The 12,926-nt window shown below is 43.3% G+C and carries 15 protein-coding genes; 10 read left to right on the plus strand and 5 right to left on the minus strand.

Going from position 1 to position 12,926, the window contains the following annotated elements; all coding sequences use genetic code 11:
- Positions 1-128 precede the first annotated feature (128 nt).
- The 5 genes from BN1002_RS10800 to BN1002_RS10820 all read left to right on the plus strand — a co-directional run bounded on the left by BN1002_RS10800 (position 129) and on the right by BN1002_RS10820 (position 1,697).
- Positions 129-260 carry an FbpB family small basic protein gene (locus BN1002_RS10800; protein ID WP_048825036.1) on the plus strand — a complete coding sequence of 44 codons (132 nt, stop codon included), beginning with the start codon at positions 129-131 and terminating at the stop codon, positions 258-260.
- A 67-nt stretch (positions 261-327) separates the two neighbouring features.
- Positions 328-471 carry an acid-soluble spore protein N gene (locus BN1002_RS10805; protein ID WP_048825037.1) on the plus strand — a complete coding sequence of 48 codons (144 nt, stop codon included), beginning with the start codon at positions 328-330 and terminating at the stop codon, positions 469-471.
- A gap of 120 nt (positions 472-591) precedes the next feature.
- Positions 592-828: a small acid-soluble spore protein Tlp gene (gene tlp, locus BN1002_RS10810; RefSeq protein WP_048825038.1), complete on the plus strand. Its 237-nt coding sequence runs from the start codon at positions 592-594 to the stop codon at positions 826-828.
- A gap of 134 nt (positions 829-962) precedes the next feature.
- Positions 963-1,388 carry an acyl-CoA thioesterase gene (locus BN1002_RS10815; RefSeq protein ID WP_048827892.1) on the plus strand — a complete coding sequence of 142 codons (426 nt, stop codon included), beginning with the start codon at positions 963-965 and terminating at the stop codon, positions 1,386-1,388.
- A 15-nt stretch (positions 1,389-1,403) separates the two neighbouring features.
- Positions 1,404-1,697 carry a hypothetical protein gene (locus BN1002_RS10820; protein ID WP_048825039.1) on the plus strand — a complete coding sequence of 98 codons (294 nt, stop codon included), beginning with the start codon at positions 1,404-1,406 and terminating at the stop codon, positions 1,695-1,697.
- A 33-nt stretch (positions 1,698-1,730) separates the two neighbouring features.
- On the opposite strand, the gene BN1002_RS10825 is transcribed toward BN1002_RS10820, so the two are convergent.
- Positions 1,731-2,018: a HesB/YadR/YfhF family protein gene (locus BN1002_RS10825; RefSeq protein WP_048825040.1), complete on the minus strand. Its 288-nt coding sequence runs from the start codon at positions 2,016-2,018 to the stop codon at positions 1,731-1,733.
- Positions 2,019-2,463: 445 nt separating this feature from the next.
- Complete coding sequence (locus BN1002_RS10830) at positions 2,464-3,606, minus strand: CapA family protein (RefSeq protein ID WP_231575022.1); 1,143 nt, start codon at positions 3,604-3,606, stop codon at positions 2,464-2,466.
- Between the two features lie 261 nt (positions 3,607-3,867).
- On the opposite strand from BN1002_RS10830, the gene BN1002_RS23715 reads away from it, so the two are divergent.
- Complete coding sequence (locus tag BN1002_RS23715) at positions 3,868-4,035, plus strand: hypothetical protein (protein ID WP_156129712.1); 168 nt, start codon at positions 3,868-3,870, stop codon at positions 4,033-4,035.
- Between the two features lie 61 nt (positions 4,036-4,096).
- Here the strand turns inward: BN1002_RS23715 and BN1002_RS10835 are convergent, their stop codons facing one another.
- From BN1002_RS10835 to plsY, 3 genes are all read right to left on the minus strand, one after another.
- Positions 4,097-4,309: a hypothetical protein gene (locus BN1002_RS10835; RefSeq protein ID WP_048825041.1), complete on the minus strand. Its 213-nt coding sequence runs from the start codon at positions 4,307-4,309 to the stop codon at positions 4,097-4,099.
- A gap of 108 nt (positions 4,310-4,417) precedes the next feature.
- Positions 4,418-5,197, minus strand: a complete 780-nt coding sequence (locus tag BN1002_RS10840; RefSeq protein WP_197072779.1) for an ATP-binding protein — start codon at positions 5,195-5,197, stop codon at positions 4,418-4,420.
- Positions 5,198-5,753: 556 nt separating this feature from the next.
- Positions 5,754-6,344 carry a glycerol-3-phosphate 1-O-acyltransferase PlsY gene (gene plsY, locus BN1002_RS10845; RefSeq protein ID WP_048825043.1) on the minus strand — a complete coding sequence of 197 codons (591 nt, stop codon included), beginning with the start codon at positions 6,342-6,344 and terminating at the stop codon, positions 5,754-5,756.
- A 190-nt stretch (positions 6,345-6,534) separates the two neighbouring features.
- Between plsY and chrA the strand changes: the two genes are divergently transcribed.
- From chrA to parC, 4 genes are all read left to right on the plus strand, one after another.
- On the plus strand, positions 6,535-7,722 hold the full coding sequence (chrA, locus tag BN1002_RS10850; protein ID WP_048825044.1) for a chromate efflux transporter: 1,188 nt from the start codon (positions 6,535-6,537) through the stop codon (positions 7,720-7,722).
- An 82-nt stretch (positions 7,723-7,804) separates the two neighbouring features.
- Positions 7,805-8,215, plus strand: a complete 411-nt coding sequence (locus tag BN1002_RS10855) for a CoA-binding protein (RefSeq protein ID WP_048825045.1) — start codon at positions 7,805-7,807, stop codon at positions 8,213-8,215.
- 282 nt (positions 8,216-8,497) lie between these two features.
- The gene (parE, locus tag BN1002_RS10860) at positions 8,498-10,486 is read left to right on the plus strand and encodes a DNA topoisomerase IV subunit B (RefSeq protein WP_048825046.1); all 1,989 of its coding nucleotides are present in this window, start codon (positions 8,498-8,500) and stop codon (positions 10,484-10,486) included.
- On the plus strand, positions 10,483-12,918 hold the full coding sequence (gene parC / locus BN1002_RS10865) for a DNA topoisomerase IV subunit A (RefSeq protein ID WP_048825047.1): 2,436 nt from the start codon (positions 10,483-10,485) through the stop codon (positions 12,916-12,918). Before parE ends, parC begins: the two co-directional genes overlap by 4 nt.
- Positions 12,919-12,926: the final 8 nt, after the last annotated feature.

Below are 12,926 nucleotides of genomic sequence, written 5' to 3' on the forward strand. Positions count from 1 at the left end.
AAATTGGAAACATTTGTAACAATTATCCGTTATTTTGTTTTTTCGATTAAATTTTCAAAAAGTTGTAATAATTGAAACCGTTTCCGGGCATAATTACTGTTAGAATAGTGATTAAGGAAGGTGATACGATGCGAAAGCCACGTAAACGCTCTTTTGCAGAGCTTGTCTCTGAAAATAAAAGCCAAATTATGAAAGACCAAGCGTTAATGGAAAAGATCGAACAGCGCCTGGAAGCCAAGCGCCTAGGCAGGGCTGAATAAAAGTATTGTTTTTCCATCTATGATTTTAACTGTCCCTGGCAAAAATATTGTCAGGAGGGATGAGCACATGGGAAATCCTAAAAAAGACAGCAAACATTTTGTGCCCAAGCATCTTGGTACACAACCCCGTGGTTCCAGTGGCAACAAAGGGAAAAAAATGCAGGATAAATCAGGCGACCACGCCCAGGTAATACAGACTAAGGGCGAATAAGATAAACGCAATAAACGGACCCGGCTAAGCCGGGTTTTCTTTTGGCCGGATTCGCCACTTATAATTTTTCTCCAATTGATAAAAGCTAAAAATGTACCAACCATTTAGGAGGAATGTAAAATGGCAAAACGAACGAAACCAAATCCAGATGATAGAAGCGATAACGTTGAAAAACTGCAGGAAATGATTCATAACACAATTGAGAACATGGAAAGAGCAGAAGAAACACTTGCTCTTAGTGACAATGAAGAAACGAAAAGGCAAGTTGAAGAGAAAAACGCACGCAGACGGGAAAGCATTGAAGCAATGAGGCTGGAGGTAAAGGATGAGGCACGGGATAACGGCCAATTACATTAAATCTGTCAGAGGGCTTGTTTCATAAAAGCCCTCTTTTTTATGTCATTAGGCGGGATTTAAGCGGCATTTTATCCTATATGGTACTATGTAGAGGAGAAAATTGCGTTAGAGACTTAAAGGATGTGGGCAAAAATATGGTAATCAGTGAAGCAAAGATTGATGTCCGCTATGCGGAGACAGACCAAATGGGCGTAGTATACCATGCGAATTACTTAGTATGGATGGAAATAGGTAGAACCAGCTTTATAAAAGAACTGGGCTTCAGTTATGCAAGTATGGAAGAGGACGGCATTATTTCTCCTGTCATTGATATTCAGGCTTCCTATAAAAAACCATTAAGGTACGGACAATCTGCCATTATTAAAACGTGGATTGAGGAATATGATGGCTTCCGTGTGAAATACGGATATGAAATCCTGAATGAAGAAGGAGAGTTAGCACTGACAGGAAGTTCTGTGCATGTATGCGTAAAGAAGGAAAACTTCCGTCCAGTATCATTGAAGAGAAAATATCCTGACTGGCATACTGCGTATGAAAAAGCAGCTGAAAAAGATAGATAGGGAAGGGGAAAACTTGTGGCTTTCGGCATTAAAAGGAAAGATCTTGCTGAATGGAAACAGAAAATTGATCGTGGAGAAATTGCATTTTTGACTCATTATTGGCTTGATGAAAGATTTCCAGCATGCAATACAGTGACAAAGGTTGGATGTCTGGACCTGAAAAAGCTGGCTGATTGGGGAAGGGAATACGGGCTAAAGGAAGAATGGATCCATCATCGACCCGATGGATATTCGCATTTTGATTTAATCGGAAGCCGCCAGAAGGAAATATTAAAAGCTGAAGGTCTTCATGCTCATATTTGGAAATGAAGGAAAGCGGCCACATAGAGCCGCTTTCCGCTATTATTTATGGTTAAAAGCAGGTTCTTTTCTTTTTTCATCTAAATCCACTTCAACATCACGGTTATCAAAGTACCATAAGTCTTTTTCCTCAATGTAAAAAATTATGCCTTCCGTTTCCGTTTTTACAACCGGATCTATAGGTTCCTCAATCGAAACTCCCAGTGAAAAACCTTTCTGGAGCTGGCTGAACCCTCCATAGCGGACATAGAACCGAATAAATGAACCCTCGCTGAGATCCATTTCTTCCTTATACCATTGAGCTGCCTTGCTGCTAACTTGTAATTTCATTCACGAATCCTCCTAATATTAACCCTCAAGACAAAGATAAATTGTAATGAGACTGCAAGCAATATAGATAGAACTTAATTATTACGCCATTTAAATTGTAATAGCTGGTTGATTGGAGCTCAGGCATGTAGACTCCTGCGGGATGGTGCAGCAAGAGGAGACCCCGCAGGAGCTTTGCTCCGAGGAGGCTCCACTGATGCCCCGCGGAAAGCGAAATGCCCGGAGCGGAAATCAACCACTTTTTACCTTTTGGATACTAATATTTTTAAAAAACTATATAAGTATGTAATGGCCAAGTTTCAAATGTAATTCCCGCCTATAGTATTCTCATTCCCATAATGGCCGGCCAAGAAACAATACGATTTCTTTTACCTGCATTTATATTATTTACTTATCCACTTGTAAAAATCAAAAAGAGAGCCTGATATACAAAAAGGCCCCGATTTCATCGGAGCCACTGGGTCATATGTTCAATTGTTTCCGTTGTCATTTGTTCGGGATTCTGTATTCCATATGCCCCTGTTTTTTCCATAGGGACGACTCTGAAATCGCGTCCGTTTTTCCGATAGACGAAAGTTGGATGGAAGGAGGGGTTTGCCAATTCAATTGACGTACCCTTATCACTTACCGTCTTTGTTATTTCAAGAGTGACCAAACCGCCTATGTCCTTGTAATCTCGAAGCTGGGCGGATATAAAATTCCCGAGGGAGTAGACGACAAATGTTTTTTTGCCATCGGACCTCTCAATCCATTCCATCGGCTGGAGCACATGGGGGTGGGACCCGAAAATGATATCCACACCTTCATTGGCAAGGAATTTCGCCAAATCTTTTTGTTCTTCCGTCGGAAATCTCTGATATTCGTTTCCCCAGTGTATGCTGGCTATAACGACATCACTTTCCTGCCGGGCATTGGCAATATCCTTTTTCATTAAATCCCTGTCAATCAGGTTGACCGAAAACTCTTTACCTTGTGGAATTGGTATACCGTTTGTGCCGTACGTGTAAGATAAGAACGCTAGCCGGATGCCATTTTTATTAAGGACAGTTATTTTGTCGCGGCCCTCCTGGCTGACTGCTGTCCCGACGTATGGCAGACCTATTCTTTCAAAGTACGCAATTTGTTTTTCAACGCCCCGATAACCTTTATCAAGAGAGTGATTATTGGCTGTGGAAACAATATCCACGCCGGCATTCATAACGGCTTCAGACAATTCGAAAGGGCTGTTGAAGCTTGGATAACTCGTGATACCCAGTTCAGTACCTCCGACAAGGCTTTCCTGATTCGCGGTCAATATATCCGGGGCCTGAAGCAAATCTTTAACCGGCTCAAACATAGGATTAAAATTATAGCCATCTGCCGTTTTTGCATCTTCATAGACCAAATCATGGATCAGAATGTCACCTATAGCACCAATCGTCAACGTTTCCTTTATTGATTTCCCATGTATGTCATTCGGCCTTTCACCATGCGTCTGAGGTGCGGGCCTTGGATTTTTTTCAGCGTCATTCGCACAAGCAGCAAGGAGCATTGACAAAGATAAAAATCCAGTCACTGCAATAGATTTAAAGAGGGGATATCTCCTCACACGGAACACTCCTTTAAGCAAAATAGTTCCCCTGTAAGGAACACTGTTTTATTATGAATGATAGTTATACCATTCCCATCTATATTTTATCGTAAAAGCAGAAAATGGAAAGAAAAATTTTCCCAACGAGGTGAAATGATGTTTAAGTTGACAGAAGCCGCCTATCGTGTTCTCGAAAGGGCAGTCAAAGAGGAATCAAATTCAACAAATGAAAAACTGTTCATCAGGCTGAATATGGGGATCGGTTGAGGCGGACCAAAGATGAATCTGTCTCTGGAAGAGCAGAAGTTGCCGAAAGACAAAGAATACGATTTTGAAGACTTGAAAATACTTATTCATGAAAACGACATGGTTTATTTCAATGACACGAAACTGGATTACGTAAAAGATGTGTTTGGGAGTGGAAGGTTCCAGCTCCTCAAAATATAAAAACGGTGTTCCTGATGGGACACCGTTTCCCTTTTCCGTTAGATGGACACCTATGGAGTATTCACTTAATGCTACAATGATTTTCCGTTTCTTCCAGTTCTTCAAAAAAATCTATCAATTCTTCAAAATTCCTCGTTATTTTAGTTGGCTGACCCATGCAGCTCCAATCGGGAGTGTACGGAAAAAATTCTACGATAAATTCCTCTTTGGACGTGTTTGGAGTGACGGAGGTTGAAAAAACAAATTCAACTTGCCTATGTTTCTTATCTGGCATCGGGATTCTCCTTTCACATTACATTGCTTACTTCTATATTAATGGAAGAATCCCTTTGTCTGGCGGTCAGGTTTTGAACTATTCGTGAATATTGTCGGTACTCCATCTTCAGCAGCAGGGGTTTTGGATTGTAATGCAAAAATTGCTTCCCTGACCGGCATGGCTTTGAACAGTAATCGTGCCATTATGGTCCTCGATGATTTTCCTGCAGACATTCAAACCAATGCCATTCCCATAGCTTTTTGTCGAGTAAAAAGGGGAGAACAATTGACTCAGGACACCAGGATCCATACCGCAGCCGCTGTCTTCAATACAAATAGAAAAACTATCCGGCTCTGCATGGGTAGTAATTTTAATTTCCCTTTTCGCATTGTTTTCTGATACTTCAATGGCTTCCATCGCATTCTTCAGCAAATTAATCAATACTTGTTTCATACGGGGAGCATCGAGCTGGTAAGAATAATCTTTTTCATCAAAGAGGGGAATGAGTTTAATATTCCTCAAGATAGACTCACTTTCGTAAAGCATAATAACATCTTTTACAAGCTTGTTGACTGAGGTCTTTTGCCTGATCCTGGCCGATGGCTTTGTTGCGCTCAAGAATTCACCAATTATCGTATTTGCGCGATTAATTTCCTCAATCGCCACGTTAGCGTATTGCTCTTTGCCCATTTCCTTTAACTCGGGCTTTAAAAGCTGAATAAACCCCTTAACTGTCGTTAACGGATTCCTTATTTCATGGGCAATGCCGGCAGCAAGCCTTTCCAGATCCTCTGAATACACCTTGCCCGCTTTAATTTCTTCAGCCTGTTTTTCCATATCTTCTTTTCGATTGGCCAAGTCGAGGTTAAAAGCAAGCAGCTTTTTTTCAAGTCTGTCCATGGCCATTTTGAGTTCAGCGGCTTTTGTGGATAAAGGGAAACAATAGACCACGATGTTCCCTAGGGAATCCTCCGATTTATATAGCTGATAAAATCGAAATGAACTTACCGCTTTCATTGGTAATTCAATGGGTCCTGACTTAATTGTTTCTGTAAAGTATCGTCTTGCATCTTGGCGACAATCATGCGCAATCAAATCAAGAAATACATTTGTTTCCGGGAATATTTCTTTTGCATACAGGGAAGATGTTTGAATTTCTAGTGCTTTATTTAAAACAAAACATGGAAAGGGCAGGTTTATAAATGCTACTTCCATTTGCAGTTGACCATCCTTGAGAAATATTTTTTATTTTTTGTCGGAATGAAGGTTTAATCTAGTATAAATCGGGTAATTTAATACGTTCTTCTCCATCATACATAAATTCCAAATATCTTACAATTAAACTCCTGAAAAATCCATCACCACTTTGTGATGCTATTCGCCAATATCCGCCAAACCCTTGCAATTGAGGCCAAAAATTTTTTTCGTTGTAAAAATAAAATGGCTGTGGGGAATTGCTCCCTTACAGCCATTTTATTTTTGGTTCGGTTTTATTTATGATTCTTTTAATGTTTGCCCTGTGCCTATAGAATACAAAAGTTGCCAGAATAATGACAATGACAATCAGCGGGACATCCTGTTCCACGAACAGGGCATACATGACAGCAGCCACCCCGGCTATCATTGAAGAAAGAGATACGTATTTTGTAAGGAAAAGGGATAATAAAAATACTGTCAGAATAACAAGAAACATTATTGGCACATAAAACAAGAGAACCCCGCCAGAGGTGGCTACTGCCTTTCCGCCGCGAAATCCAGCGAAAATCGGGTACATATGGCCAATAACAGCAATCATTCCAGGTATTAGCGGGTGGAGGTCCGTACCGCCGATCAGCACTGGAAGGGAAGCTGCCAATGTCCCTTTTAAAATATCGGCCAGGGTGACGGCAATGCCGGCCTTTACGCCTAAAGTCCTGAATGTATTTGTCCCGCCTAGATTACCGCTTCCAAATTGGCGGATATCTTTCTTATAAAAAACCTTGCCGACGATTAGACCGGAAGGAATCGAGCCAAGTAAATAAGCTAGGACACATAGTAAAACCGTTTCTGCCATTCCAATTCTCCTTTATCCATATCTGATTCAATCTTTACTTTTAGTTGAAAGTTACACTTTATTGTACCATTTTCTCAATAAAACGCCATATTTCTCTATTAATTTTTCATCATCGCCAAACAATCCGCGGGACTGGTTAAACATAGTTTGATACGATAGGTTGGACACAGAGAAAGAGAGTGGAATAAAGGTGAAAAATGTACATAATGAGCAAGGGAAGATATCAACATTACGCGAATTGTTTATAACTTCTTTTAAACTGGGATGTACCTCATTCGGCGGGCCAACCGCTCATATTGGGTATTTCCACAGAGAGTATGTCCAAAAATTAAAATGGCTGAGTGAAAAAGATTTCACCGAGCTTGTGGCGCTGTGCCAGCTGTTGCCAGGACCGGCAAGCAGTCAGACAGGCTTTGGCATTGGCGTCAAACGGGCGGGCGTCGCCGGCGGAATCATTTCCTTTCTAGGTTTCACACTCCCATCGTTTGCCATTATGGCTATATTTGCCCTTTTCCTTAAAGGGATGGACCCTGCAGGGAGCGGATGGCTTCACGGCCTGAAAATTGTCGCGGCAGCGGTTGTTTTTCAAGCTGTTTATTCAATGGGCAAAAATTTTGCTTCCAAGCCGATTACCGGTAGCATCGCGGTTTTTTCAGCGGTGCTTTTATTCCTGATTCCTTCATCTTTAGCGCAGCTTGGAGCGATGGCAGCCTCAGGGATGGCGGGATATTTGTTTATTAAAAAGGATAAACTCCCCCTGCCTGAGGGGAAACCGTTTATGCCGATATCCAAAATAACCGCTTTCGTTTCGGGCCTGTTGTTTTGTCTTTTATTTTTTGTTTTGCCAGCAATGAACCATTTAGGCTCTGGACTGTCGCTTTTTGATGGTTTTTATAGGAGCGGTGCTCTTGTTTTTGGCGGGGGGCATGTTGTCCTGCCTCTTCTTGAAAGGGAATTTGTCTCTGGCGGGCTTGTTTCGAAGGCGGATTTTTTGGCAGGTTATGGAGTTGTCCAGGCAATGCCTGGACCGCTGTTTACTTTTGCTTCATTTCTTGGGGCTGCCATCAGCGGATGGACAGGGGCTATTTTAGCGACAGCAGCTATTTTTACACCTGGCTTTTTACTTCTTTTGGCTGTTCTGCCTTTTTGGGGAAAAATCCGCTCCAATCCTTCTGTCCAATCTGCCATTATGGGTATGAATGCTGCTGTTGTGGGGCTCCTTGCCGCAGCTTTATACGACCCGATCCTGACCGATTCGATCACTTCAAAGACTGACATGGCGTTGTTTGCCGTTTATTTCGGGTTAATGGTGTTTTGGAAGGCGCCTCCTTGGCTGGTCGTTTTAGCAGGGGCAATAACCGGTTTTTTCTTGCTCTAAATTTGGTTTGAAAGCAAATAAATGGGTATTTCTCCATTATCAAGGTAAACTATATATATGATAAGAGCAGGAGGGACTACTCATGATCGAAAATCCCAGCCGTGAAGAAATTAAAGACATTCTAAAAAAAGCCAAGCGTATTGCGGTAGTTGGATTGAGTGATAATCCAACAAAAATTTCTTATGTGGTTTCCGAGGTTATGCAAAGAGCCGGTTATGAAATCATTCCAGTAAACCCTCAGATAGAGGAAGCTCTAGGGGAAAAGGCTGTTCCAAGCCTCAGGGAAATTGAAGGGCATGTCGATATCGTAAATGTTTTTCGCCGCCCCGAATACTTGCCGGAAGTGGCCAAGGAGTTCGCGGACATTGATGCAGATGTTTTCTGGGCACAGCTTGGCATCGCAAATGAAGAAACATATCAATTTTTGAAGGAAAAAGGCTATACTGTCGTAATGGATAAATGCATCAAAGTTGAATTGGCCATGATTCAATAATCTTGTAATATAGGCTGCCCTTGGGCAGCTTTTGTTTTTGCTCACACAAAAAATTGGCCAAATCAATGTTTTTTTACGGTTTTTAGCCGATTTTTTGCAGAACGCATTTGCCAAAATGAAATAAATCGATACAATAAAGCATAGACGGAAGGGCAAGTTATGGTAAAATTAACTTACGAACACTTGTTCACTATACCATTATACTTCTATATGTATATAAAAAAATGATTTATGAAGAAGGCAATATTTCGTCCTTTGGCATTTTACGAAAGGGGAATTTTAGTGGCAGCAAACCAACAAGTTTTTAACTATGATGATGATGCCATCCAGGTTCTTGAAGGGCTTGAAGCAGTCAGGAAACGGCCGGGCATGTACATCGGAAGTACTGATTCCAGGGGTCTCCACCATCTGGTATACGAAATAGTCGACAACTCGATCGATGAGGCACTCGCGGGTTACGGCAAAGAAATCACTGTTAAAATCCATAAAGATAATTCAATCAGTGTTATTGATAAAGGCCGCGGGATGCCTACAGGTATGCATAAACTGGGCAAGCCGACTCCCGAAGTCATATTGACAATCCTCCATGCCGGCGGAAAATTTGGCCAAGGCGGCTACAAGACGAGCGGGGGACTGCATGGAGTAGGTGCATCGGTCGTCAATGCTTTATCGGAATGGCTGGTCGTCACTATAAAAAGGGACGGCTTTATTTACGAACAAAAATTCATCAACGGCGGCAAACCCGAAACGACGCTTGAAAAGATCGGGAAAACTAACCAAACCGGAACAACCATTCACTTCAAGCCAGATCCAGCGATTTTCTCCGCCACAGCCTATAATTTCGAAACATTGAGTGAGCGGCTGAGAGAATCTGCTTTTTTGCTTAAAGGAATGAAAATTAACATAATCGATGATCGGAATGGCGTACAGGAAACATTCCATTACGAAAATGGAATCGAAGCTTTTGTTGAGTATTTGAATGAAGGAAAAGAAGTGTTGCATCCAGTCGTAAGCTTTGAAGGAATTCACAGCGATATTGAAGTTGAGTTCGCCTTCCAATTTAACGACGGTTACTCCGAGAACGTCCTTTCCTTCGTCAATAACGTCCGCACAAAAGACGGCGGCACGCATGAAGCGGGTTCAAAAACAGCCATGACAAGGATTTTCAACGATTATGCCCGCAAAATCGGCCTTTTGAAGGAAAAGGACAAAAACCTTGATGGCGCCGATATCCGCGAAGGCCTTTCCGCAATCATTTCTGTCCGGATTCCAGAGGGACTCCTTCAGTTCGAAGGCCAGACAAAGAGCAAACTTGGGACAAGCGAAGCGAGGTCGGCAGTCGATTCGGTCGTTTCCGAACATCTATCCTACTTCCTTGAGGAAAATCCTGATATCAGTTCTTTACTGATTAAAAAGTCCATCAAGGCCTATCAGGCAAGGGAGGCAGCACGAAAGGCCCGGGAAGAAGCAAGGAGCGGCAAAAAACGGAAACGTTCTGATGCCGTGCTATCGGGTAAGCTGACTCCGGCTCAATCCAGGAATCCTCAGAAAAATGAACTTTATCTTGTCGAGGGTGATTCTGCGGGCGGCTCCGCGAAACAAGGCCGTGACCGCCGTTTTCAAGCTGTCCTGCCGCTTAGGGGTAAAGTCATTAATACAGAGAAAGCAAAGCTCCAGGATATATTTAAAAACGAAGAAATCAATACGATTATCCATGCCATCGGCGGGGGAGTCGGAAATGATTTCAATCTTGAAGACATCAATTATGACAAAGTCATTATTATGACGGATGCCGATACAGATGGCGCCCACATCCAGGTCCTCCTGCTCACTTTCTTCTTTCGTTATATGAAACCTCTTGTGGAAGAAGGAAGGGTTTTCATCGCCCTGCCTCCGCTTTATAAGGTAAGTAAAGGAACGGGCAAAAAAGAAGTCATTGAATATGCTTGGAACGAAGATGAGCTTCAGACAGCCATGAAAAAGGTGGGTAAGGGCTACATCATCCAGCGCTATAAAGGCCTTGGGGAAATGAACGCCGACCAGCTTTGGGAAACGACAATGGATCCTGAAACAAGGACTCTCATCCGGGTGAAAATAGATGATCTTGCACGGGCTGAAAGAAGAGTCACAACGCTCATGGGGGACAAAGTAGAACCCCGGCGCAAATGGATTGAGTCCAATGTCGCATTTGGCTTAGAGGAAGAGGCTGAGCTTGATACGATTCTTGATAATGAAAATATTACCGTAGCCGAGGAGGGAACAGGGCAATGAGTATGACAGAAAAGTTCCGTGACCTTCCTCTTGAAGATGTCCTTGGTGACAGGTTTGGAAGATACAGCAAATATATTATCCAGGAAAGGGCCCTTCCTGATGCGCGGGATGGATTGAAACCCGTCCAGCGCCGTATTTTATACGCCATGCATGTTGAGGGCAACACTCATGAAAAAGGCTTCCGGAAGTCCGCTAAAACAGTCGGGAATGTAATAGGCAATTACCATCCACACGGTGACACTTCCGTTTACGAGGCAATGGTGCGGATGAGCCAGGACTGGAAGGTACGCAATGTCCTAGTGGAAATGCACGGAAACAACGGCAGTGTGGACGGCGACCCTCCAGCGGCGATGCGTTATACGGAAGCAAGGCTTTCGGCCATTGCAACAGAACTTCTAAGGGACATTGAAAAACAGACAGTTGATTTCATTCCAAACTTTGATGATACTTCGAGCGAACCGACCGTTTTGCCGGCCATGTTCCCGAACTTGCTCGTCAATGGTTCGACCGGTATATCGGCAGGTTATGCCACTGACATCCCACCGCACCATCTCGGCGAGGTCATTGATGGGGTCATCATGAGGATGGATAACCCGAATGCAAGCATAGAAGAGCTTATGACCGTCATAAAGGGGCCGGATTTCCCTACCGGCGGCATCATCCAGGGTATTGAAGGAATTAAAAAGGCATACGAAACAGGCAGAGGGAAAATCATCGTCCGCAGCAAGGCGGAAATTGAAGACATCCGGGGCGGAAGGCAGCAAATCGTCATCACCGAGCTCCCATATGATGTCAACAAAGCAAACCTTGTGAAAAAGATGGATGAGTTCAGGCTAGACCGGAAGCTTGAAGGCATCTCCGAAATCCGCGATGAAACAGACCGGACAGGCCTGAGGATTGTGATTGAATTAAGGAAAGACGCTGATGCATCAGGAGTTTTGAACTTTTTATATAAAAACAGCGACCTGCAGGTATCCTATAATTTCAATATGGTAGCAATTCATGGCAAACGGCCGGTCCTGATGGGCTTAAGGGAATTGCTTGACGCCTATATCGGACATCAAAAGGAAGTCGTTACACGGCGATCCACCTACGAATTGAAAAAGGCGCGGGAACGGCAGCATATCGTGGAAGGGCTGATGAAGGCACTTTCCATTCTAGATCAGGTCATCGCCACGATCAGGGCTTCCAAAGACAAACGGAATGCCAAGGATAACCTGATTGCCCAGTTCTCCTTTACGGAGCCCCAGGCAGAAGCCATTGTTTCGTTACAGCTTTACCGCCTGACCAATACGGACATCACCGCCCTCCAAAAGGAAGCGGAAGAGCTCGCAACAAAAATAAGTGAATTAACCTCCATTCTTGAAAGCGAAAAGAAGCTTTTATCAGTCATAAAGAAAGATTTAAAGGATGTAAAGAAACGCTTTGCTGATGCAAGAAGATCAAGAATTGAAGCGGAGATTGAAGAACTGAAAATTAACCTTGAAGTCATGGTTCCAAGCGAAGATGTCATCGTGACCGTCACAAAAGAAGGTTATATTAAAAGGACTAGCCTTCGTTCATTTTCAGCGTCGAATGGCCAGGATCTTGCCATGAAGGATTCCGACAGGCTTTTCGCACAGCTTGATATGAACACGAAGGATGTCTTAATCCTGTTTACAAGCAAAGGGAATTACCTGTATTTGCCCGTCCATGAACTTCCTGATATCCGTTGGAAGGATATGGGCCAGCACGTTGCCAATATCATTCCAATCGAACGAGATGAGGAAATCATCAAAGCCCTTCCAATCCAATCATTTGAAAATGAATCATATCTCGTTTTCATTACAAAGAACGGAATGGTCAAGAAGACAGAGTTGAAGCTCTATCAGGCCCAGCGCTACTCAAAGCCGCTAACAGCCATCAACTTGAAAGGGAACGATACCTTAATCGATGTCCACGTCACCGACGGACAGCAAGACGTATTCCTCGTTTCCAATTTTGGTTATGCCCTTTGGTTTGCGGAGGATGAAATCAGCCCGATAGGTGTCAGGGCCGCCGGTGTGAAAGGGATGAACCTAAAGGATGGAGACTATGTCGCAGGAGGAAAGGTTCTGAGTCCTGAAGGCAAGGAGTCCATCATCGTCGTTACACAGCGGGGCGCCATTAAGAAAATGAGGTTGAAGGAGTTCGAAAAAGCCGCGCGGGCGAAACGCGGTGTAGTTGTCTTAAGGGAATTAAAATCGAACCCTCACAGAGTGGCAGGCATTGAAGCCGCACTGGAACCAGACCTGCTGTTTATTTTGACGGAAAAAGGCGAGGTTGTGGAAGTTAACACAAACAGCCTAAAATACAGCGATCGGTACTCCAACGGATCCTTTATTATCGATGAAGGAGAATCCGGGAGGGTTACTTCCCTTTGGAAGAAAACAGTCGGCCAGGAACAAGGATAATCATTTGA

It is taken from the genome of Bacillus sp. B-jedd (genome assembly GCF_000821085.1).
Lineage (GTDB): Bacteria > Bacillota > Bacilli > Bacillales > Cytobacillaceae > Bacillus_D.

Bases quoted from the DNA above. Each gene is read 5' to 3' on its own strand.
- parC (WP_048825047.1), top strand. From the start codon at position 10,483: ATGAGTATGACAGAAAAGTTCCGTGACCTTCCTCTTGAAGATGTCCTT.
- plsY (WP_048825043.1), bottom strand. From the start codon at position 6,344: ATGGCAGAAACGGTTTTACTATGTGTCCTAGCTTATTTACTTGGCTCG.
- tlp (WP_048825038.1), top strand. From the start codon at position 592: ATGGCAAAACGAACGAAACCAAATCCAGATGATAGAAGCGATAACGTT.
- BN1002_RS10825 (WP_048825040.1), bottom strand. From the start codon at position 2,018: ATGAAATTACAAGTTAGCAGCAAGGCAGCTCAATGGTATAAGGAAGAA.
- BN1002_RS10805 (WP_048825037.1), top strand. From the start codon at position 328: ATGGGAAATCCTAAAAAAGACAGCAAACATTTTGTGCCCAAGCATCTT.
- BN1002_RS10835 (WP_048825041.1), bottom strand. From the start codon at position 4,309: ATGCCAGATAAGAAACATAGGCAAGTTGAATTTGTTTTTTCAACCTCC.
- BN1002_RS10815 (WP_048827892.1), top strand. From the start codon at position 963: ATGGTAATCAGTGAAGCAAAGATTGATGTCCGCTATGCGGAGACAGAC.
- BN1002_RS23715 (WP_156129712.1), top strand. From the start codon at position 3,868: ATGAATCTGTCTCTGGAAGAGCAGAAGTTGCCGAAAGACAAAGAATAC.
- BN1002_RS10800 (WP_048825036.1), top strand. From the start codon at position 129: ATGCGAAAGCCACGTAAACGCTCTTTTGCAGAGCTTGTCTCTGAAAAT.
- BN1002_RS10855 (WP_048825045.1), top strand. From the start codon at position 7,805: ATGATCGAAAATCCCAGCCGTGAAGAAATTAAAGACATTCTAAAAAAA.
- BN1002_RS10840 (WP_197072779.1), bottom strand. From the start codon at position 5,197: ATGGCCATGGACAGACTTGAAAAAAAGCTGCTTGCTTTTAACCTCGAC.